Raw genomic sequence first — 21,613 nt, 5'->3', positions numbered from 1 at the left:
CCCAGTTTCACCGCTCAATCACCGCGCATATAGGAGACACGCCCTAGGCCGGGTGCGAGCGGATCAGCGATTGCGGGTTGCCGTAGTCAGTCGCGCGGTGCCAGCGTCAACGTGTCGACCGTCGCCTTCGTCACCGCGTCAGGGCTGAACGGCCAGGGCGACTGCTCGCCCTTCATCCAGGCCTCGGTCTGGTCCGTGTAGTGCGGGTGGAAGGCATGTCCGCTCGCGCCGGTCAGGTGATTCCAGGTGGACGCGTCGAAGTCGGACAGGTCGATGACCATCCGCATGGACGGGACGGTCGTCGTGGCGTACGACTCCCCGAGGCTCCAGCCCGTCGCGTTCACGACCGATGACCCGCCGCTCACCGGATACGGCCCGCGATTGAAGAGCATCTCGATCGGAGCGATGCCGGACGTGCCCAGCGTCTGATGCGTCAGCGTGATCGCGTGCAGCGAACCCCAGTTCCACAGCGCGGGCGCATCGCCCTGCAGACTCACCAGTTCGTCGTAGGCCTGCTCTGCCGAAAGGGCGAGCATCGCGTTGCGCCCGTCCACGCCGATGGACTCGTTGGTCCACAGCGACGCGGTCGGCTCATCCAGCAGCGCCGATACGACGGTGAACATGCGCGCCTGGCCGGTCGTCGGCAGCGGGTTCTCTCGCTCGGAGAACAGGTTCTGCGCCAGGCGCGACCACAGCACGTTCGCGTAGGCGGCCGCAGGAGACGATGCGTCGTTCTGGGCGTCCCACGCGCGCAGGAGCTCGATCGCCTGCTCCACTTCCGGCCGGTCGATCGGAACCCCGTCGAGCGCCTCCACGAAGCGCGTGCCGATCCACATCTCACTGTCCATCTGGATGCGTCGCATGTCGTCCGCCGTCACCGAGCCCTCCGCGATCGCCTGTTCCAGGAGATCGACGATGCGCCCCGCGCGGTATCCCGCATCCCAGTCGCGCGACAGGAAGTAGGCGTAGTCGTCCGTCACGATCGCGTTGTTGGCGGTGACGATGTACCCCTCGCTCGGGTTGTACGAGGCAGGCAGTTCCTCAAACGGAATGTATCCCGTCCAGTCGTAGGCGCTGAGCCATCCCGGTTGCGGCACCCAGCCGTCGCCAGCGCCTCGAACCGGAAGCCTTCCGGGTGCCTGGTAGCCGATGTTGCCGGCTGTGTCGGCGTAGATGAGGTTCTGTGCGGGAACGTCGAAGCCGGATGCCGCCGCGCGGAACTCGTCGAAGGTCGTGGCGGTGCCCAGCGCGAAGAGGGCGACCGCAGTGGTGCCCGGATCGAGAGCGGTCCAGCGCAGGCTCACTGCGTACTCGCCCGAGAGAGCGTCGGCGGATGCGTCGGGTGGGCCGACGACGGGAGGCGCGGACCCCGCCGCATCCGGTGCCGACGGCTGCGTCGGCACCAGCTGCGGATCCTCCGCAATCGTCGTGAAGTCATCCGTCAGTCCGGAGATGATCGGGCCGTGCACGGTGCTGCGAATCGTGAGCGGAATGTCGTCTCCGCCTGCAACGGAGATCGTCTCCTCTCGAACCTCCAGCGGGGTGAGCGCACCGTCGCGCCAGTAGCTGTCGCCATCGACCTTCTCTATGTAGAGGTCGGTGACATCGGTCGTGAGGTTCGTGAAACCCCAGGCCACGGTGCCGTTGTGGCCGATCACGATGCTCGGAAGCCCCGCGAAGGAGAAGCCGGCCAGGTCGAACGGACAGTCGGTCGTCGCTGTCTCGCAACGCAGCTGGATCTGGTACCAGACGGATGGCAGCGAAGCGCCCAGGTGCGGATCGTTCGCCAGCAGAGGCATCCCGGTGTCTGTCAGCTCGCCCGAGACCACCCAGGAGTTCGACCCGATCCCCTCGCCCGTGTCGCCGACGAGCAGACTCACCGCTTCGATGACGTCGGTCGCTTCCGTCCAGGTCACCGCCCCGACGGCCGAGCCACCTCCGCCGGCAGCGCTCTCACCGGATGCGGCGAGTGGCAGCACCGACAGCGTCGGCACGATCACCGGGTTGCGGTCGAACGGATACTCCGGATAGATCTGGCTGATCGTCTCGGAGTCGACGGTCGCGGCGAGCAGGGCTCGTTCCGTCTCGCTTTCGACGTTGCCACGCAGATCCCAGGCCATCGCCTTCAGCCAGGCCACCGAGTCCGCAGGAACCCAGGGCTCGGGAGCGTAGTCCGGATTCTGCATTCCGAGTACGGCATATTCGAGGGACAGCTCCGCGCCGGAGCGATCCGCCAGGTAGGCGTTCACGCCGTCCGCATAGGCCTGGTAGTAGCCGAGGGTCGTCTCGTCCATCGCCGCGACTTCCTGTTCGGCCACGACCCGCCAGCCCAGGGTGCGCAGGAAAGCATCCGTGGCCACCTGAGATTCGCCGAACATCTCCGCGACCCGACCGCTGGTGACATGGCGTCGGAAGTCCATCTCGAAGAAGCGGTCCTGCGCGTGCACGAAGCCCTGCGCGTAGAAGAGGTCCTGGGAATTCTGGGCGGTGATCGTCGGCACCCCGCGCGCATCGCGCTGCACCGTGACCTCGGAGGTGAGGCCGGCGAGCGGGATGTCGCCCGTCGTCTGCGGAAAGGAGCGCTGGATCGTCCACACCACGAAGAACGCCGCGGCGGTGGCGATGACGAGGAGCCCCGCGACGACGAGGAATGCGATCCGGCCGATGCGCGCGGCGATGCTCCGGGACGGTGCTGCGGTGGGAATATCAGTCGTCATCGGCGGAAAGTCCTCAAGTTTCGGTGGGACCGGGTATCGCGGAGTCCGGGTGCGCGTCTCGGGACAGCGCGCGCCCTGGCATCCTATCCGCCACTGTCGCCGATTACATGAGCTTTGTCGACCGCAGCGCCGCGAGCATCTTCTGATTGCTGCGGATGAACGGGCGCCGCAGAACCAGACCCAGCAGCAGCGCCGGCACCGCGAACGACGCCAGCCAGCCCAGCGACACCCAGTAGTCGTTCTCGTACACCCCGGCGATCGCCGAGCGCATCGCGTTGACGGCGTGCGTCGCCGGCAGGAACGGGCTGATGCTCTGGAACCACTGCGGCAGCACCTGCAGCGGGTAGGCCCCGCCCGATCCCGAGATCTGGATCACCAGCAGCAGCACCGCGAGCGCCTTGCCGGCGTTGCCGAAGGTCACGACGAACGTGTAGATGATCAGAGTGAACACCAGCGAAGTCACCCATCCGGTGAGGATCAGCAGGAAGGGATGCTGCGGCTGCACCTGCGTGAAGAACACGCTGCCGAGATTCACGAGCGAGCTCTGCAGGAAGCCGATGAGTGCAAAGATGCCGAAGCGTCCGAGGTAGGTCTCGGTCGGGGACAGTTCGGGGAGACCGGTCGATCCGTCGCGCGGCGGATCGACTCGGATCGCCACCGAGGTGAGCAGCGCGCCCACCCACAGTGCGAGCACCGTGTACAGCGGCGTCATCGCGGCGCCGAAGCTGACCACCGAGTACACCGGAACGCGGGTGAGTTCGACCGGTTCGGCGAGCTGCGCGGCGAGGGCCTTCGGGTCCGCGCCGATCAGTGCGGTGAGGTCGCTGAGGTCGCCGGTGTCGATCGCAGTCGTGAGGGCGGCGGCAAGCTCGTCGAAGCGGGCGGCCGTTGCGGTGAGCGAATCCGAGATGCCGGATGTCAGTGTCTCCGCACGCGCCAGCGCCGATTCCGTCGACGAGGAACCGCGCAGCGCTCGCGCGGCGGACGACAGCTCGTCGCCGATGGAGTCGACCCCGTCGCTGATGCTCGCGAGGGTCGAGGCGAGCGCGTCGAGCTGGGGACGCAGGCTGTCGGTGTAGGACCGGCGAGCGGCGTCAATGGCCGCCTTGGCCTCGGAAGTCAACGCCGTGATCTCGTCGCGGGTCGCCTGGCTGGCGGCGTTCGCGTCGGTGACGTGCGTTGCTGCCTCGTCAAGGCGAGTCTGCAGCGACTGCTGCCTGGCGATCGCGGCGTCGATTCGCGATACGGATGAGTCGAAGGCGGCGAGGGCGCTGTCGGGAAGAACCGGGCGCACGTCGTTCACGAGTCCGTCGCGCAGCGCCTGCTGCTGATCGATCTGCACCTGCACGCGGTCAGCGAGGGCACGGAGGCTGTTGGCCGCACTGCTCGACTGCGAGTCCATCGCGGCGAACACACCGTCGATGCTGTCGGACAGTGACTGGTAGCTGTCCGAGGTGCCCTTGAGCGCCTCGTCGATGGATGCGGTGGTCGATGACAGCACGGTCTTCAGTGATGCGGCGGCATCCTTTCCGCCCCCGATCGCGCCGCTCGCGTCGCGCAGGGCGTCACCGGATGCCGTGACAAGACCAGACGCGCTGTCGACCAGCGGCGTGCTCGAGGCGATCAGCGACGTGAACATGTCCGCCGTCGCAACACCGGCGCGCAGCTGCGCCCCCACGGACTCGACGCGCGCGTGCAGCTTCGACAGCGCCGCCTGGGTGTCTGCGTCGTCCAGGTACGACGACAGCGAGCTGATGATGTTCATGCCCGCTTCGCCGAGGGTCTCGGTGAAGACCTCGTTGATGCTCGCCGACACCTCGCTTGCGCCCTGCCCCGTGATCTTGGGAGCGAGCGCGTTCTTCTTCTCGTTGAGGTAGTAGTCGATGCGCGTGCGGTCGGCCCCGCTCGTGTAGAAGGTCATCATGTCGGCGCTGAACGTCGGCGGCAGCACGATCGCGGCGTAGTACTCACCGGAGCGGGTGCCGTCGATCGCGGCGTCTTCCGAGGTGATGACCCAGTTGAGGTCGTCGTTGGCGCGCAACGCCGACACGACCTGCTCGCCGACGTTGAGACGGATCGGCACGAGGTCGCTCTGGTAGCCGTCGTCGGTGTTCGCGACGGCGACGGTGAGGTTGCGGGTGTTGTCGAAGGGGTTCCAGCTCGCGATCACATTGAACCAGGTGAACAGCGACGGGATGACCACGAGCCCGAACAGCACGATGAGGGCCATGACGCTGCTCATCGTACGCCGGATGTCGTGTCGGATGACGGCAAGCACGTTGTTCACTTCTCGTCCTCCTTCTCGTCCGGAAGCGCGGGGCTGTCTGCGTCGACGTCGGTGACCTCGTCCACATCCGGCACCTCAGGGAACAGCTCATCCAGCACGAGGGTGTCGTCGGGCTCGGGCTCGGGCTCGGGCTCGGGTTCGGGCTCGGACTCGGGCTCGAGCGCTGGCTCTGGCTCCGGTGCAGGAACGTCGAACCGATCGGGGTGCGCATCGACGGGCGTGGTGAGCACCTCTCGCTCCCCGGAACTCTCGACGGCGAGGGCACGGCGCAGATCAGCATCCGGCATCATCGCAACCTCGGCCGCCTGCTCGATGCTCTGTCTCAGGTACTCGAGCGTGACGAGGACGGCGATGAGCAGCAGGCACCAGAGCGCGCCGAGGCCGAGCACGACGGCTTTCGCACCCGGGATCAGCCACCCGCAGAGCGCGAGCACGACCAGCACACCGGCGCCGACGAGCAGCGTCAGGCGCAGCCGGGTCGCGTATCGCTCGTCGAAGCGCTGCGTACGACGTGCGACGTCGGCGCGGAACCCGTCTCCGTCCGTCAGTGCGCGGATGATCTCGGGGATGCGCCGCCGACCGGTGATCTGCACGTCTTCGCTGACCATCAGCTCCGTCTCGGCGAGGCGCCGGTTGAAGAGCAGGGCGAAGCCGCCCAGACGCCCCCGCAGGAAGAGTCCCAGAATCCAGGCCAGCCCGGTGAAGATCGCCAGCACGCCCATGAACCGCCACCAGTGGTCGCCGTAGAATCCGCTGATGGTCTCGCGCATCGCATCGATGCCGTAGGTGAATGGCAGGAACGGATACAGCCCGCGGAAGAAGTCCGGCATCATCTCGATCGGGTACAGGCCCGAGGCGCCCGGGATCTGGAGGATCACCAGCACGATGCACAGACCCTTGCCGACGATGCCGAAGCACACCGACAGGGCGTAGATGATGCTCAGGTAGGCGAGGCCGATGAGTATGCCTGTGCCGACATATGCGAGGGCGTTCGCCGTCTGAACGCCGATCACGAGGTTTCCGATGCAGACCAGCGCGGCCTGGAACACGACGATCGTCGCGAACAGCAGCCATCTTCCGATGTACGCCTGCCGCACGGTGATGCCCTCGACGCCCTCGGTGTCGACCTCGACACGCATGATGACCATAAGCACGAAGGCGCCGATCCACAGTGACAGGTTGGTGAACAGCGCGGCCATGGCGGAGCCGTACGCGGCCGTCGGGAACATCACTTTCGTGCTCACCTCGACGGGAGATGCCATGAAGCGCGCGATCTCGTCGGGATCGAGGCCGGTGACGACGCTGAGCTTGTTCCAGATCTCGGCCGACCCCAGCGCAAGCACATCCGTGCGCACGGTGCCGAGGCCCGTCTCGGCGGCGGCGAGGTTGCCGTCGAGCGCGGCGAGAGCATCGGAGGTGCCGGTGAGCTGCGTCTTCAGCCCAGACAGCAGGTTCTGAGCCTGCGCGACCTGGGTGCGCTGGGCGCCGACGGCGGCTGAGAAGGCGTCGGCGCTCGCCGAGAGCTGCGACATGGCGCGGTTCAGTTGCGGCACACTCGTGGTGAGTGCATCGCGGATGGCGGTGGCCGATGCCGCGGCACGGCCGACGGCGCCGTTCACGCTCTCGGCGGCGCCGGTGACTGCGGTGATGGTGCTCGAAACGTCGCTGTTCAGCTGTGTGAGCTGGTCGAGAACCTGCTGGTCGGCGGCATTGCGTGCTTTCAGAGCGTCGATCGCCGCGCTCAGCCGTTCTGCGGACTCGGACCCTGGCGGGGCGTCGTCGAGAACCGCCTGCAGCTCCTCGAGGGCTCTGGCGTTCGTCTCAGTCACGGCGGTCAGATCGGCGATCGAGGTGCCGACGGCGACATTCGCCTGCTGCAGGCCGGACGCCAGGGTCGCGATCGAGCCGTTCATCGTGGCGGCGGCATCGGCGATGAGAGTCGAACCCGAGACGTAGGCCGAGGTGATGCTGTCGGTGAGAGTGAGCAACCCCTGCTGCGCCTCGTCCGCGATTCCCCGTGCCTGTCTCACTGCAGTCTGCACCTCGGCGAGCGTGCGATCGACCGTGTTCAGGGTGTCGAATGCGCGGTCTATGCCGGTTCCGGCATCTTCCAGTCCCGACCGGAGCTCAGTCACGCCCTTCCGCGCTGCGGCGACCTCTCCGGTCGCCTTGTCGAGAGCGCTGACCGTCGAGTCGCGGGCGTCGCCGAGGCGACCTTCGACATCCACCCCTGCCTTCTTCAGCTGTGTGCTGACGGCCTCGGCGACCGTGGACACGAAGGTGCTGTTGATCTGGCCGTCGATCGTCGAGGCGCCGACGTCGGTGATCTTCGGCGCGATCGCGTTGGCCTTCTCGTTGACGTAGTACGTCAGTTCCGGGCGGGTGATCTCGCCAGTTGTGATGCTCACGAAGGCGCGGCTGAAATCGGGCGGGATGATGATCGCGGCGTAGCTGCGCCCGCTGCGCACGGCGTCCATGGCCTCGTCCTCGTCGACGAAGGTCCAGCCCAGTTTGTCGTTCTGCTTCAGCTGTTCGACGAGTTCGCCGCCGACGTCGATGCGACCGGTGAGCTCCGATGACGCCCCCGTGTCCTGATTGACGATGGCGACGCTGACCTGCTCGGTGTTCGAGTACGGGTCCCAGAACGCGACGATGTTGAACCAGGCGTAGAGCGATGGGGTGACGATGACGCCGATGATGATGATCCACGCCTTGCTGACGCGGGCCAGCCGTTTGAGATCGCGGAGGTAGACGCTCCATGCGTTGGGGCGGGCGGCGCTCATCGGGTGGGCTCCGTGATGTCCGGATGAGCGGTGAGAAGGTCATCGGCTTCGCGCCACGACAGTCCGGCGATACTCAGGACGGTACGTACAGCGATGTCGGCCGCCCCGCTGCTCGATGCGTCGGTGCGGGCGACGACCGTGCGCGCGACCTCTTCGATGAGTCGCGCGAGTGTGGGGGCGGGGATGTCGGTGCGGAAGGAGCTGTCCTGCTGACCGCGCTGCACGAGCCGTGCCACGGCGCGGCGCAGCGGCGCGAGTGCATCGGCCGTGTGCTCGACGTGCGCCTCGTCCAGAGCGAGCGCTGCAGCGAACTGCACATGCGCGGCCTCCTGCCACAGGCGTGCCGCGAGTCGGGCGAGGGCAATGCGGGAGTCGGCGTCGCTGATCGACTCGGCGATCGCGTTGAAGCGCTGTGCACCCGTGACGATGAGCTCGCGGATCAGAGCGTCGCGGTCATCGAAGTGGCCGTAGAGCGTGCGTCGGCTGAGACCCGCGCTGCGCGCGATCACGTCGACGCTCGCGTACGGGTCGGAGGCCAGCGTGCTGCGTGCAGCGTCGAGGATTCCGGCGCGGTTGGCGCGGGCATCCGAGCGGGCAGGGCGGGAGGTCATCCGTCAAGGATAAACTATGTTGCACACTCATGTGCAACATAGTTTGTGGCACGACGGATCGGACCGCAGGACGACGCGCCCGAGCGGGGGCACACAGAACGGGCCGGATGCTGCGAAGCATCCGGCCCGTTCTTCAGAAATCAGCTCAGTCGGTGCCGAAATCGAAAGCGGCGCCCTCCGACGCGGTGTCGACGGCATCCGTCAGGGCTTCGTCGGCCTCGGAGACCGAGCCTTCGACCGCACCGGTGATCTCGGCGGACTCACCCGCGGTCACACGGCCGACGAGTTCGCCCGTCGCGCCGCCGACAAGACCCAGGCCTGCGTACTGCTCGAGACGCGCACGCGAGTCGGCGATGTCGAGGTTGCGCATGGTGAGCTGGCCGATGCGGTCGACCGGCCCGAAGGCGGCGTCGCCGACGCGCTCCATCGAGAGCTTCTCGGGGCCGTACGACAGGTTCGGCGAGACGGTGTCGAGGATCGTCCAGTCATCACCGCGGCGGAGGCGGATCGTGACGGTGCCCGAGATCGTGAGACCCACCCAGCGCTGGATCGACTCGCGCAGCATGAGCGACTGCGGCTCCAGCCAGCGTCCCTCGTACATGAGGCGGCCGAGGCGGCGGCCCTGCTCGTGGTACGTCGCGAGGGTGTCTTCGTTGAGGATGCCGTTGACGAGACGCTCGTAGGCGATGAAGAGCAGCGCCATGCCGGGAGCCTCGTAGATGCCGCGCGACTTCGCCTCGATGATGCGGTTCTCGATCTGGTCGCTCATGCCGAGACCGTGGCGGCCGCCGATCGTGTTCGCCTCCATGACGAGGGCGACCGGGTCGGTGAACTCGGTGCCGTTGATCGCGACGGGGCGACCGGCCTCGAAGGTGACCGTGACGTCTTCGGTTTCGATCGCGACCGAGGGATCCCAGAACTTCACGCCCATGATCGGGTCGACGGTCTCAAGTGAGACGTCGAGGTGCTCGAGAGTCTTCGCCTCGTGCGTCGCGCCCCAGATGTTCGCGTCGGTCGAGTACGCCTTCTCTGCCGAGTCACGGTAAGGGAACCCGTGCGCGACGAGCCACTCGCTCATCTCCTGGCGTCCGCCGAGCTCGGTCACGAAGTCGGCATCCAGCCACGGCTTGTAGATGCGCAGGCGCGGGTTCGCGAGCAGACCGTAGCGGTAGAAGCGCTCGATGTCGTTGCCCTTGTAGGTGGATCCGTCGCCCCAGATGTCGACGCCGTCTTCCTTCATGGCGCGCACGAGCATCGTGCCGGTCACCGCGCGGCCGAGGGGCGTCGTGTTGAAGTAGGTCTTACCGCCGGAGCGGATGTGGAATGCGCCGCAGGAGAGGGCGACGAAGCCCTCTTCGACCAGGGCGGTCTTCGCATCGATCAGGCGTGCGGCCTCCGCGCCGTACTCGAGCGCACGGCCGGGGATGGAGGCGATGTCGTCTTCGTCGTACTGGCCGAGGTCGCCCGTGTAGGTGAAGGGCACAGCGCCCTTGTCGCGCATCCACGCGACCGCGACGGAGGTGTCGAGTCCTCCGGAGAAAGCGATGCCGACGCGCTCGCCGACGGGGAGGGACTGGAGGACCTTAGACATGGTTCCCAGTCTATCCGCGGTCGGCGTGTCGCAATTTCTCTGTTCGAGGAGCGATGTTCACCTATGAATCGCGAAGAACAGGGTGAACATCGCTCCTTGGACGCGTCAGTGTCCGCGCTTGCGGCTCACCCAGACGACACCGGCGCCGATCGCGATGATCGCGGCGGCGATGCCGATGATGTACAGCGCCACCACGCCGTATCCGGCGTCGAAGTTGTGCGGGTTGAGGAAGGGATAGGGGTACCAGTACGGCAGTCCCGTAGCGGGAGCGATGATGAAGTTCGCGCGGATCAGCGTGTATGCGCACCACACGATCGGGAACGCGACGATGACTCCGAGCGTCCCCCAGCCAAGTCGGCGTCGTTGTGGCGCGAACAGCACTTCCGCGAGCAGGATCAGCGGCCCGACGACGTGCAGGATCTCGTTCGCCCAGGCCACGGTCTGCCCCTGCGGCAGCTCGATGCCGCGCAGCAGCACGTTGTAGACGACGCCCGTGACGATCATGTAGGTCGCGGTGCTCGCGATCAGCACACCCAGCCAGCGTGGTTCGACGTCGGCGCGACGGCCGGCGGACAACGCCCAGATCGCGGCGATCACGAGCGCCAGGGCGCCCAGGATGTTCGACTCGATCGTGAAGAAGCTCAGGAAGTTCGCGGCCACGGTCGGCAGGTGCGAACCGTGCGGCGTGGGATCGGACAGTGCGTTGCCGAGGGTGACGGAGAGCTGGCCGAGGACTGCGGCGATGATCGCGGCGGCGCCGAGCAGACGCACCACGGCCCAGGCCGACGGCGTGAGGGCTGATGTGCGGGGGCGCTGCGTGCTCGCGGTGTGGTCGGGTGAGGTCACGAAATCACTCTAGGGACTCAGGTCCGCTTCCGGCGGGATCTCGTCGCAAATCTGCGCGGATCTGTCCGCCGAACGGGGGACAAACGGAAAGAGTTTCGGAAAAGTCTGTAACAAACCTGTCGGCGAAGAACGGCGGGATGCTAGCTTCAACGCGTCGTGTCCAGGCCTCGACTTCTTCGTGCCGGAAATGACGACTGTGCAGGTCAATCATCGCCATTTAGGTGCGCCCAGACAAATGTCAGAAATCGTTCAGCATTCCGTTGTGATTCTTTCGCGAGAATCGCTGTTCGCTGCGGCATTGTCTCTTTTCCTTTCGGATGATCTTCGCGTGCAGGTGCAACACCACCTGCTCTCTGAGGAGCGGATGCTCGAGGGCGCGTCGGTACGCGCGGACCTCACTTCGTCGCCGAGTGCGTTCCTCTATGTGGCATCCGCGGAGCAGTCTGCCCCTGCCGAGGTTGGCGCCCTCTCCGAAACCGGAGTGCCGGTACTCGTCGTGGCGCGCACCTCTGCTGTCGACGAGGTGGCCCCACTTCTGAAAGCCGGGGCGGCGGGGGTGCTCGGGCGCGACGCGGAACCCGCAGAACTGCGCCGCGCGGTGGAGGAGATCGCGAACGGTCACCCGTTCGTGTGCCGCAGGATCCTTCGCCGCCTCTTCACCCACCTCTGCGTGCCGACGGTGGCCAGCCCGGCTCCCGTGTCCGGGTGGGAAGAGAGCCTGGCCCCTCGCGAGCGCGAGATCGTCGGACTTCTCACCGAGGGGATGTCCAACAGCGAGATCGCGGCGACCCTGCACGTCTCGGAGGCGACCGTGAAGTCGAATCTGGGGCGTGTGATGACGAAGTGGAATGTTCGCGATCGTCTGCAGGTCGCTCTCTGCGCTTTGGGCGGACGAGCCGAGGTGACGCGATCATGATCGACTTTCGTCTATCGACCATTGTCGATGTGCTCGTAGACAATCGACGCATCGACAATACATATTGCGCGCAGGAAGCGGCAAAAGTTCGATGTGCCGAATATGCGCCAATTCATAACTTAACTCCCGATCGCATTTCACAAAGAGAAATGCGGCATCACACAGTGGTGAATGGAGTTAGTCAATATGGGTGCAGTCCTGAAGTTCATCGCCTGGGTCGCCAAGCAGCTGTGGCGCATCGGCGTCTCGGCGGCGAACAAGGTCATCGCGTGGGCACGCAACAACTGGAAGAAGGTGCTCGGCTGGATCGAGCGCGGTGTGTCGTTCGCGACCATCCTGCAGTGGATCCTGCAGATCCTGGGACTGGGCTAATCCATCCTGCCGCTGCGGGTGGGATCGAGATCGGTGTCGGTCGCACCCGCAGCAGTTTGACCGGCGGAGGAGACGCTGATGGCCGCTGAGCCCCCCGCACGCCCTCGCTACTCGCGCACCCTGCCCCCGAGGGCCGTCACCTATGTGCGTATTCGCTCACTCATCGACATCGCGATCGTCGGGGTGCTTCTCAGCGCCGCCATCCTGTTTCTCGCCCCCTTGTCGTGGCGGCCGGCACTTCTCGGTGCGGTGCTCGCTCTGGCGCTTCTCGGCCTGCTGATCGATGTGCCGCTGATTGATCGGCTTGTCGTCCGCAACACGACCTACGAAGTCGACGACGATCGTGTCCTCATTTCACGGGGGGTGCTGTTCCATCGGGATCTGGCGCTGTCGACAGCGCAGATCCTCACCGTCACGGTTGTGCAGGGTCCGCTTCTGCGCCGCTTCGGGTTCGCGAAGCTCGCGCTGGCCACGCTGACCGAGAGTGAGACGCTCACACCGCTGCCGCTTGCCGAGGCGGAGGCGCTGCGCGCGCAGATCCTGGCGGTCTTCCCCGCGCGGGCCGCTGTGGCCGCGGAAGCGGACGCGGATGCCTGAGCATCGCCTTCCCGCCCGCGCTGTCCTCGCGTCCTATCTGCAGGGTGCGCCTGCGATCGTCGGCCTGGTGGGCGTCGGGGTGGTCGCCCTCACGAACGCGCAGTTCTGGCTGGGCCGTTGGGGAGTGTTCCTCATCGGCGCCCTCCTTCTGGCCCGTCTCCTCCAGCCGGTCTTCACCGTCGCGACGCTCCGCTATGACCTCAGCGACAGCGGGATCCGCGTGGTGCGCGGGCTGCTCAACCGACGCAGCACATCGGCGTCCTGGGCTCAGGTCGCGGTGCGGGAGCGGGCGCAGCCGTGGGCGTACCGGATGCTCCACCTCGACGTTCTCACGCTGCGCGTCGGCGGCGAGGTCACGGCGGATGGGGTGATCGAACTCGAAGGGATCGAACCTGCCATCGCCGCGGAGATCGTCGAGCTCGCGGCGCAGTCGCATCCGCGCCATGAAGCGTCCCCGGAGTCGGTGGCTGAAGTCCCCGCTCCCGTGGTGCACGACGCCCTCGGCGAGAACGTCGGAAGCGACACGATCTACCGCGCGACGACCGGTCAGCTCCTGGTCTCCGGTCTTGTGCAGGGGCAGGTCGTCGTGATCGGCACCGGCGCCGTGCTCGCGGCGCTCGACGTGGTGCAGCAGTTCGGGGGATGGAGCGACGCCACGCTGTTGCAGAACCTCCCGCTGGTCGCGACGCTCGCTGCCGCCGGCATCATCGTGCTGGGCATGCTTCTCGCGGTCGTGCGGTTCCACGGGTTCGAGGTTGCGCGCGACGGCAACCGTCTGGTGCTGTCGTACGGACTCATCGAGACCCAGCATCGTGTGGTGGACGCCGCCTCGATCGTCGGCGTGCGCGCGCACCGCAACGCGCTGGAGATGCTGATCGACCACGTGCGCATCCGCCTGCTGAGCCAGGGCGCGATCGGCAGCGGCGCGGCCAACGCGATCCTTCCGGCGCTGCCGCGCACGATCGCCGCTTCGGTACTGGAGGCGACGAACGGCGCTCTTCCGGTGCCGGCGCTGGTGTACCGCTCGGGACGGCGGGCTCTGCTTCCTGCGGCGGCCGCTCTGCTCTTCACCGTCGGCGTCAGTGTTGGCGCGGGCCTCCTGGCCAGTTGGCTCTGGGCACCACCCCTGTTCCTGGCTCTGATCGCGGCAGGGGCGTCAGCGCTCCTCGTCATCGGGGTGCTGCGTCTGGTGACGCGACGGCTCAGCGCGCAGCATCCGCATCTCTGGGCTCGCGAGCAGCACCTCTTCGAACGCACCGACCTCGTCCGGACGGCGGAGGTGCACCTGCTGAGCGTCGTGAGCGTCGCGCGGGTGCGCGCGCGTGGTGTCCGCGTCGCCTACTTCGCCGGGATGCCCCGCAGTATCCGCGCCGTCACGCGGAATCACGAACTCCTGACCGACGTGCGCACGACGCTCGGCGAGGCGGCTGCGCCGCTGGCCGCATCGCGTGTCCGCGCGAGAGTGCGCACGCACAGAGAGGTGGCAACACGATGATCGAGGTGAAGGGCGTCTCGAAGACGTTCGGAACGCACCGGGCGGCGCGCGATGTGTCGTTCACCGCGCCGGCGGGGCAGATCACCGCATTCGTCGGGCCCAACGGCGCCGGGAAGTCGACGGTGCTGCGCATCATCGCCGGCATCGCCATCGCTGACGAGGGGCACGTGCTCGTCGAAGGCCGGCCCTTCGCGGACGCGGCGAACCCCGCGGAGAGCCTGGGTGTCTTCCTCTCAGCCGAGACGATCCCTGTGAAGGCACGGGCGCTCGATCATCTGCACTATCTCGCGCTGCTGCAGGGGCGCACACTGGGCGACGCGCAGGAGGCACTCGTGCAGGTGGGACTCGGCGGATCCGAGCGCACCCGCGTCGGGGCGATGTCGCTGGGCATGCGGCAGCGTCTGGGGATCGCGGCCGCGGGGCTCGGATCGCCGCGCGTGCTCGTGCTCGATGAACCCGCCAACGGACTGGACCCCGCCGGCGTGCAGTGGTTCCGTGACCACATCGTGCACCTGGCGCGGCACGGTGTGACCGTGCTGCTGTCGTCGCACCACATGACCGAGCTCGCGCTCGTCGCTGATCGCGTCGTGATGATCGATCGCGGCCAGATCGTCGCCGAAGGGACGGTCGCCGACTTCGTCGCCACCGACGGCACCCCACCGGTACGCGTACGCACGTCGGATCCCGCACGCCTTCTCGACATGCTGACGGCCCACGGGCTCACCGCCGGACTCCACGACGACGGGATCGTCGTCCATGGCGCCAGCGCGCACGAGGTCGGTCGCATCGCCTACACGGACGGGCCGGGCGTGACGCACCTCGCCGTCATCGAGCGCTCGATCGAGCAGACGTACTTCGACCGGCTTCAGCCTGTCGGGCAGGAGGGAACGAGATGAGCGCTGTGCAACAGGGAGAGATCGCCTCGCCGTCCTTGCCGAGACAGCGGCTGAGCGATGTGCTCCGCGCCGAGATCGTGCGGCGACGTCGACCTGGCGGGATCGCCGTCGGGCTCTGGATCGCTGTGGCTCTCGGCCTGGCGTTCGGCGGAGGGATGCTGGCGATCCTGCTCACCGTCGCTCCCGCCGTGGACGCGCAACTCACGGATGGTACCCTCCGCCTTGCGGTGACCGGCTCGCTGGAGGCCGCGGCGACAGGTGCGATCATTCCGTTGATGCTGGCCGTGACGTCTGCGGCCGCCCGCGACACCCGCGGTCAATTTGCGACCGCGCTCGCCGTTGTCCCGAGGCGCTCTCGATTCCTGGGTGCGCGCACGCTCGCCGATGTCGCCTACGGCGGTGGCACCGTGCTGTTCACCACCGGAATCATCGCAGCACTGACGATGATCTTCGCGCAGGCGGCCATCTACGGCGACCTTGTGCTGCTCATTCTTCTCACCGCGACCCTGGCGGGCATCTGGCTGACCATTCTCGCCAGCGCACTCGGCGTGCTGTTTCGCTCTGCCGTGCTCGCTGTGCTCACGGTGATCGGACTCATGCTCGTGTTCCCCCTGGTCGCCGGTCTCGTCGGTGGCATGTTGCCCGCGGGTGCGAGCGGCGTCGTCACGGCGATCTCGCAGGCGATGCCCGGAGCCCTGCTGGTCAAGGCGATCTCCGTCTCGACACTCAGCGAGCTCGGCGCGGGGCAGATCCTCACCGGGCAGCTGTGGCTGCTGGTCTGGACGGTCGTCGTCGGCACGGCCGCCTGGATCGTTGCGAGGCGTCGTGATGCCTGAGAACAAGACCATCCCACGAGAAGAGGACGCCCCGGTGATGAAGACCGAGAAGAAGGCTGCGGATACGGCGGCGATGATCGCCCTGTTCGGGACGATCCTGGTGGTGAGCATCGCGCTGGCACTCGCCACCGATCTGCACATCATCCTGCGGGCGGTGCTCTCGATCATCGCGGGCGTGATCGCGGCTGCGGTGACCCACGTGGTCGTGAGCAACCGCAGGTAGGCGCGGGGGAGGCATCCGCGACGAAATACGATGGGTGCGTGGTCGACAAGAGCCGAGGGAAGCGCGCACGAGGTGCCGCATTCGTCGCTCTCTTCGTCGTGCTCGTCACGGTCAGCGTCGTGCTGGCCGCCACCGGGGTGCACGGCGTCGTCCGCGTGCTCGTGTCGCTCGTGCTCGCGGCGATCGCCGCATTCGTCACCTACCGACTGATGGCGCGGCGCCGCTGAACCTGCGGCGTCTCAGCCGCCGTCGTATGCCCCCAGGGCGCTTTCGAACGCGTCGCGCTTCTCGACGCTGAGCAGTTCGTCGGCCAGCACGGTGAGGCTCAGGCCCTCGAGCGGTTCACCGGTGCGCGCGGACTGCGCTTCGCGCGCGGCGCGGTAGTCACCCGTGCGGTCGTTGGCGAGGTCCGTGATGTCGGCATAGAAGCGGGTCGGATCGGGATAGTTGTCCGAGTACCACTCCCACACGACCTGCTCGCGCGGGTCGGCTGCCCCGTACATCTTCTCGATGACGTCCGGCGAGATGCCCGAGGTCGGCTCGTTGAAGGCGAACATCTCCCAGAAGCCCTGCTCCAGCAGCACCTCGCTGACCGTCGTCATGACCGCACGCTTGTGCTCGTAGCCGGTGACCGGAGTCGTGGTCATCCACTGCGGTGATGTGTACTGCACGAGCATCGACTCCCCGCCGTAGCCGTTGCGCTCGGGGCGCAGGACCTCATCGGTGACCTGCACCCATTCGAATCCGTACTCGGCGGTCAGGCGTGCGCGCACCTCGGCGAGCACGTCCTCCGAGAGCGCGCGCACGTCCTCCAGAGAGGGGGAGTTCAGGATGCTGCGTGGGTCGCGATCCTTGATGCCCGGATACGCCTCCCAGAGACGCTGCTCGTCGGTCTTGCCGCCGTCATAGGCGCCGGTCGCCGAGGTGCGCAGCGCCGCGAGACCGCCGACCGTGGCCACGTTGAAGAGCAGCACCACGGCAAGGGCGATGATGCCGAGCAATCGCCCGCGCGCGGTGATGAGCGCGGTGACCACCGCTCCGATGAGGGCGAGCTGCAGGGCGAGAATCGTGGGGCCGTAGATGACGTCGGTGAGGCCGATGCCGAGCAGCACGAGCAAGATGAACGCGAACAGGATGGCGGCACAGAGGGAGACCCAGCCGATTGCGTTCGTGCGGCGCGGACCCGCGGCGGCGCGATGATCCGCGACCTGCGGATCATCCGTGCCGCGTCGCTGTGCTGCGCGGTACCCGCCGGGAGGGGGCAGGGGAGGTGCGCCCTCGGAGTTCGACACGTATCGCGCTCCGCCCTCGGTGAGTGGTCGGTCGGTCACCATGGCTTGTCCGTCCCGTTCGATCCGCCGTCACCGGGCTGGTCGCCCGATCCGCCGGGCTGGTCGCCGGGTCCGCCCTGCTGCATCTCCTCGCGCTCGCGCGCGCCGTCCTCGAGCTTCTCCTGCAGGTCGTCGAGTTTCTGCTGGTCGGGCAGGGGAGACGGGGGAGTCTGCTGATCGTCGGGCTGCTGAGGCTGTCCGGGTGGAGGTTGCTGCTCCTCGGGCTTCTGCTTCGCCTGCAGACGATCCTTGAGCTGCTCGAGGGTGTCGGCGAGATCACGCTGCGGGTCGCTCGTCTGCTCCTGCGCCTCGGGGTCGCCGCACTCTTCCGGCGTCTCGACGGTCACGGTCATCGCGCGGTCGTAGAACTCCGCCGCGCGCGCCGGCTCGCGGGCGGACGTCGCTGCGTCCCCCTGCCACTCCAGCACGAGCGCGAGGTTCACTCGGATGTCGCAGACCTCCATCCCGCTCGCCAGGGACAGCGCCTCCTCGAACTTCGCCTCCGCGAGCGGCAGGTTTCCGGATGCGGCGAGCCCCGTGCCCTCGTTGAACGGGGCCAGGTGCGGCTCGAACCAGTTCCAGAACTGCTGCCCCTGCGCGGCCTGTGTCGAACCGGCATAGTCGCCCGTGACGTAGGTGCTGACGGAGTGGTGCGCGAAGGCGTACATGCTCGCGATCTTTCCCACCAGAACCAGCGCGGCCAGCGTGAGCGGCAGAGTGCACCAGAAGATCCAGCGGCGGATGCGGCGACGAGGCGTGAGCGTCATGCGGCACCGTCCTCGTTGCGGGGCGCACGCAGCGAGAGTGTCCGCATGCGCGTCACGAGCATCGTGGCGCGCGCGATCTCGAACGCGAGAAGCACCGCGATGACGAGAGCGACGACCCACGAGAGGTCGATGATCGACCCCACGGTACGGGCGTCGTCGTAGGCGGTCGTCGTGGTGGGCGCGGGCGGGAAGTCGGGCGGGGTGTCGGCTGTGCGGTGCTGGTACGGGACGCCCAGTTGCCCGGCGATCGTCTCCAGCGCGGCCTCGTCGATCACCGACAGAGCCCGCTCGCCGTCGTGCTGGATGTACTCACGGGACGCGTCCAGGCCGCCCGTCGTGAGCCGCATCGGCCCACCGGAGCTCGTGCCGTAGCCGAAGACGGCCCCGCCCACGATGTATGGCGCGCTCGCCGCGAACGACTCGGGCTCCCCGCTCGCGGTCTGCTCGCCGTCGCCGAAGTAGAAGACCAGACGAGCCCGCTCCGGAGAGAGTTCCGCCGCCCCCGCGAGCGTCTCTGCGAGCAGATCGTGCGCGATGCCGATGGAGCTTCCGCGCGACTGCGCCGTCACCTCGGGCTGCAGCACGCTCATTGAGGTCGTGAGCGCCGTCGCATCCGTCGTCAAAGGCAGACGCAGCTGCGCCGAGGCGTCGAAGGTGATGAGCGCGAAGCGCGCGCCCGGGTATGCGTCGACGAGCGCGTCGACATCGGCGCGCACGCCGTCGAGGCGGCGCTCGCCGTCCCCCCAGTCCTCCGCGACGATGCTGGAGGTCGTGTCCACGACGATCACGACATCGGTGTCGGTCGCTAGTGTCAGCGTCGATCCGCCGGGGATGCCGGGGCGCAGCAGCAGGGCGGCGCAGGCGAGCACGAGCAGGACGCGCACGACCCAGAGAGTGCGGGCGGCCGCGGAGCGGCTGCGCACGAGCATCCACACCACCACTCCCAGCGCGGGCACGAGCAGCAGCGCGAGCAGGATCGGGTGGAGAACGGGTTGCAGGATCACAGTCGCACCCTCCACAGCACCAGGAGGAAACCGAGCACGACGATCATGAGCGCCACGATCCAGAGCTGAGGGGTGTCGATCTGGATGACGGTCGCCTCCCCGCGCAGCGTCGACGCCTCCTGCTTCTGCACCTCGTCGATGATCTCGTCGACCGTCGTCGCGTCACGCAGCCCGAAGCCGATGCCGCCGGTCATCGCTGCGGCGTCGCTGAGGGCGGTGCTCTCGGCTTCGGCGATGCCGTCGACCGGGTTGATCGTGTAGAGGCGGATGCCCCGGCTGGCCGTGAACGCCGCCGCCTCATCGAGTGTGATGACCGATTCGCCGTTGAGCTCGTTGTCCGTCGCCAGGATGATCGAGCGCGCCCGCTCTTCGTCGACATGATCGAAGCGCATCGCGCACGAGGCGAGGCCATCGCCGATGAGGGAGGCCCCCGGTCCGTTGAGCGTTCCGACCCAGTGCTCCGGGATCTCCTCGAGATAGTCGAAGCTCTCGCGGATGCGCTGCAGCTGCGCCTGCACGAATGCGTAGTCGTCGGTCAGGGGGAACACCTGCACGGGTGAGCTGTTGAAGATCGTCAGTCCGATCCGCTCGCCCTCGAAACCCTCGACGAGCTCTTCGAACACCGACAGCACCTCGACGTCGACGTCGCTCATCGATCCCGACACATCCAGGCACAGCATCACGTCACGACTGTTGTTCTCGGGCTGGATCGTCTGCGCCGTCACGGGACGCGCGGCGATGACAGCGGCCAGAGCGGACGCCGCGAGCCCGAGCACGATGACGCCGACGAGGGCGGCACGGCGCCGGCGTACGGCGCGGGCGAAGGAGGGAAGGGCGCGCACCCGCTCGGCACGGGCCACGAGTGCGCCGCTGTCGCCACGCGCCTCAGGACCGCGACGCAGCCCCAGCAGCAGGCCAACGACGATCGCGGCCAGGATCAGGATGCCGACGGCGACCAGCATCCACGGCATCGCCAACGTCAGTGCCATGACTGCACCACCTGACGTGCAGCGGCCGCGCCGACGAACGGATCCAAGGGCTCGGCCCTGCGGAAGATGCTCGGATAGTAACTGCGCTGCATCGCCTCGACCAGGCTCGGGTGCACCCCGAGGCGGACGAGATCATCCAGTGCGAGCACCGGGGCCTCCAAGCCGCTGTACTCGTTCACGAAGCGCCGCACCACCCGGCTGTACTCCAGATGCGCACGGCGCGCGTCGATCGCGCCCGACCGATAGTCGTCTTCGATCTGCTGGATGCTGCGCATGTTCTCTTCCCGCAGGGCGAGACGCACCTCGGCGAGCGACATCGGAGGATCGACGGTCTCTGTCGAACGTTCGCGCTTCTCGCGGGTGAGCAGCAGCACGAGCCACGCGACCAGGATCAGAAGCGCCAGCACGCCGAAGGCGAGCAGCATCCATCCCCACCCGTACTGCCCCGGCGGGTACAGTTCATCGGCGCCCGACATGACGCCTCCTGTTCAGCAGGTGCAGCAGATCGCTGACCGCCGTGTCCTGCGAGCGGAGCACGGTGTGCGAGATCTCGAGCCGGTCGAGAAGGGCGTCGCGGCGCGCCGCCACCTCGGCATCGCGTGCCGTGAGCTCACCGACGACGCTGTGATCACCGTGCAGGAAGGATGGCACCGCCCAGGCGCTCTGCGCATCGAGGCGACCATGACGACTTGTACGGTCGAGAACCGGATCGGCGTCGTCGAGGGTGATCCAGAGCACGTCGTGCTGCACGCGTAGACGGCGGGTCAACCGCTCGGCCTCGGCTGTCAGCGGGGTGCCGTCGGTCACGATCACCACGATCATGCGGCGGGAGATCGTGCGCGCGATGAAGCCCAGCAGTGCGTCGCGATCGCTCGGCGCGGGATTCGTGAGTGCGCCATCGATGCGGCGAAGCGTGTGCTCCAGCGCGGCCTCACTGCGACCGATCTCCGTGCGCTGCACGCGCGCGGCATCGCCGTGCACGAGCGTGAAGTCGTCGCCGTGCCGCAGTGACAGCATCCCGAGTGCGCCGATCGTCAAGATCGCGAGATCCTTCTTCGGCCGTTCATCCCGCGCCAACCCACGCATCCCGAGGCCCGTGTCGACCGCGAACAGCACCGTGTGCATCCGCGTTGCCCGGGAGCGCTTGATCATCGGCGAACCGAGACGAGCCGTCGCCCGCCAGTCGATGTCGCGGACCTGATCGCCGTACTCGTAGGCGCGCAGGTCTTCGAAGTCGAGGCTGCGCCCGCGCAGCAGCGACGCGTAGGCGCCATCCAGCGCATGCGTCGACTTACGCGACGAGGCGATGAAGAGCTTGCTCTTCACCGGGGTCAGCAGACTCGACATGGTTG

General features: G+C 67.4%; 20 protein-coding genes. 8 read left to right on the top strand and 12 right to left on the bottom strand.

Annotated features, from left to right (window positions below; genetic code table 11):
* Positions 1-86 precede the first annotated feature (86 nt).
* The 6 genes from JOD62_RS06500 to JOD62_RS06475 all read right to left on the bottom strand — a co-directional run bounded on the left by JOD62_RS06500 (position 87) and on the right by JOD62_RS06475 (position 10,835).
* A complete protein-coding gene (locus JOD62_RS06500; RefSeq protein WP_204938495.1) occupies positions 87-2,717 on the bottom strand; it encodes a penicillin acylase family protein in 2,631 nt (876 codons plus the stop codon).
* A gap of 103 nt (positions 2,718-2,820) precedes the next feature.
* Entirely contained in the window at positions 2,821-5,004 is a 2,184-nt protein-coding gene (locus tag JOD62_RS15090) for a YhgE/Pip domain-containing protein (RefSeq protein ID WP_271171467.1), read from the bottom strand.
* On the bottom strand, positions 5,001-7,787 hold the full coding sequence (locus JOD62_RS06490) for a YhgE/Pip domain-containing protein (RefSeq protein WP_204938494.1): 2,787 nt from the start codon (positions 7,785-7,787) through the stop codon (positions 5,001-5,003). The genes JOD62_RS15090 and JOD62_RS06490 overlap by 4 nt, the downstream gene beginning before the upstream one ends.
* The gene (locus JOD62_RS06485; RefSeq protein WP_204938493.1) at positions 7,784-8,398 is read right to left on the bottom strand and encodes a TetR/AcrR family transcriptional regulator; all 615 of its coding nucleotides are present in this window, start codon (positions 8,396-8,398) and stop codon (positions 7,784-7,786) included. Before JOD62_RS06485 ends, JOD62_RS06490 begins: the two co-directional genes overlap by 4 nt.
* Before the next feature lie 145 nt (positions 8,399-8,543).
* Positions 8,544-9,989, bottom strand: a complete 1,446-nt coding sequence (gene argG, locus JOD62_RS06480) for an argininosuccinate synthase (RefSeq protein ID WP_204938492.1) — start codon at positions 9,987-9,989, stop codon at positions 8,544-8,546.
* Between the two features lie 105 nt (positions 9,990-10,094).
* The gene (locus JOD62_RS06475; protein ID WP_271171466.1) at positions 10,095-10,835 is read right to left on the bottom strand and encodes a Pr6Pr family membrane protein; all 741 of its coding nucleotides are present in this window, start codon (positions 10,833-10,835) and stop codon (positions 10,095-10,097) included.
* Between the two features lie 328 nt (positions 10,836-11,163).
* Here JOD62_RS06475 and JOD62_RS14990 point away from each other — a divergent pair, with 328 nt between their 5' ends.
* The 8 genes from JOD62_RS14990 to JOD62_RS06435 all read left to right on the top strand — a co-directional run bounded on the left by JOD62_RS14990 (position 11,164) and on the right by JOD62_RS06435 (position 16,397).
* Positions 11,164-11,751 carry a response regulator transcription factor gene (locus JOD62_RS14990; protein WP_204938491.1) on the top strand — a complete coding sequence of 196 codons (588 nt, stop codon included), beginning with the start codon at positions 11,164-11,166 and terminating at the stop codon, positions 11,749-11,751.
* A 186-nt stretch (positions 11,752-11,937) separates the two neighbouring features.
* Entirely contained in the window at positions 11,938-12,123 is a 186-nt protein-coding gene (locus JOD62_RS06465; RefSeq protein ID WP_204938490.1) for an aureocin A53 family class IId bacteriocin, read from the top strand.
* Between the two features lie 78 nt (positions 12,124-12,201).
* Positions 12,202-12,720: a PH domain-containing protein gene (locus tag JOD62_RS06460; protein ID WP_204938489.1), complete on the top strand. Its 519-nt coding sequence runs from the start codon at positions 12,202-12,204 to the stop codon at positions 12,718-12,720.
* Positions 12,713-14,215 carry a YdbT family protein gene (locus JOD62_RS06455; RefSeq protein ID WP_204938488.1) on the top strand — a complete coding sequence of 501 codons (1,503 nt, stop codon included), beginning with the start codon at positions 12,713-12,715 and terminating at the stop codon, positions 14,213-14,215. The genes JOD62_RS06460 and JOD62_RS06455 overlap by 8 nt, the downstream gene beginning before the upstream one ends.
* Positions 14,212-15,111 (top strand): ABC transporter ATP-binding protein, encoded by a 900-nt coding sequence (locus JOD62_RS06450; protein ID WP_204938487.1) that lies wholly within the window; start codon positions 14,212-14,214, stop codon positions 15,109-15,111. The genes JOD62_RS06455 and JOD62_RS06450 overlap by 4 nt, the downstream gene beginning before the upstream one ends.
* A complete protein-coding gene (locus JOD62_RS06445) occupies positions 15,108-15,947 on the top strand; it encodes a hypothetical protein (protein ID WP_204938486.1) in 840 nt (279 codons plus the stop codon). The genes JOD62_RS06450 and JOD62_RS06445 overlap by 4 nt, the downstream gene beginning before the upstream one ends.
* Positions 15,940-16,170: a hypothetical protein gene (locus tag JOD62_RS06440; protein WP_204938485.1), complete on the top strand. Its 231-nt coding sequence runs from the start codon at positions 15,940-15,942 to the stop codon at positions 16,168-16,170. Before JOD62_RS06445 ends, JOD62_RS06440 begins: the two co-directional genes overlap by 8 nt.
* 38 nt (positions 16,171-16,208) lie before the next feature.
* Positions 16,209-16,397 (top strand): hypothetical protein, encoded by a 189-nt coding sequence (locus tag JOD62_RS06435; protein WP_204938484.1) that lies wholly within the window; start codon positions 16,209-16,211, stop codon positions 16,395-16,397.
* Positions 16,398-16,409: 12 nt separating this feature from the next.
* Here JOD62_RS06435 and JOD62_RS06430 read toward each other — a convergent pair whose 3' ends face one another.
* From JOD62_RS06430 to JOD62_RS06405, 6 genes are read right to left on the bottom strand one after another with little or no spacing between them, the layout of a single operon-like run.
* Entirely contained in the window at positions 16,410-17,504 is a 1,095-nt protein-coding gene (locus JOD62_RS06430; RefSeq protein ID WP_204938483.1) for a hypothetical protein, read from the bottom strand.
* Positions 17,498-18,268, bottom strand: a complete 771-nt coding sequence (locus JOD62_RS06425) for a hypothetical protein (protein WP_204938482.1) — start codon at positions 18,266-18,268, stop codon at positions 17,498-17,500. The genes JOD62_RS06430 and JOD62_RS06425 overlap by 7 nt, the downstream gene beginning before the upstream one ends.
* The gene (locus JOD62_RS06420; RefSeq protein ID WP_204938481.1) at positions 18,265-19,272 is read right to left on the bottom strand and encodes a vWA domain-containing protein; all 1,008 of its coding nucleotides are present in this window, start codon (positions 19,270-19,272) and stop codon (positions 18,265-18,267) included. Before JOD62_RS06420 ends, JOD62_RS06425 begins: the two co-directional genes overlap by 4 nt.
* Complete coding sequence (locus JOD62_RS06415; protein ID WP_239526578.1) at positions 19,269-20,261, bottom strand: VWA domain-containing protein; 993 nt, start codon at positions 20,259-20,261, stop codon at positions 19,269-19,271. Before JOD62_RS06415 ends, JOD62_RS06420 begins: the two co-directional genes overlap by 4 nt.
* On the bottom strand, positions 20,252-20,737 hold the full coding sequence (locus JOD62_RS06410) for a hypothetical protein (protein WP_204938480.1): 486 nt from the start codon (positions 20,735-20,737) through the stop codon (positions 20,252-20,254). Before JOD62_RS06410 ends, JOD62_RS06415 begins: the two co-directional genes overlap by 10 nt.
* Positions 20,721-21,608, bottom strand: a complete 888-nt coding sequence (locus JOD62_RS06405; RefSeq protein ID WP_204938479.1) for a DUF58 domain-containing protein — start codon at positions 21,606-21,608, stop codon at positions 20,721-20,723. Before JOD62_RS06405 ends, JOD62_RS06410 begins: the two co-directional genes overlap by 17 nt.
* Between the last annotated feature and the right edge of the window lie 5 nt (positions 21,609-21,613).

The organism is Microbacterium keratanolyticum (assembly GCF_016907255.1).
In the GTDB taxonomy this organism is placed as follows: Bacteria; Actinomycetota; Actinomycetes; order Actinomycetales; family Microbacteriaceae; genus Microbacterium; species Microbacterium keratanolyticum.
The sequence above is the reverse complement of the archived record's forward strand: the minus strand, read 5'-3'. Positions and strand labels throughout refer to the sequence as shown.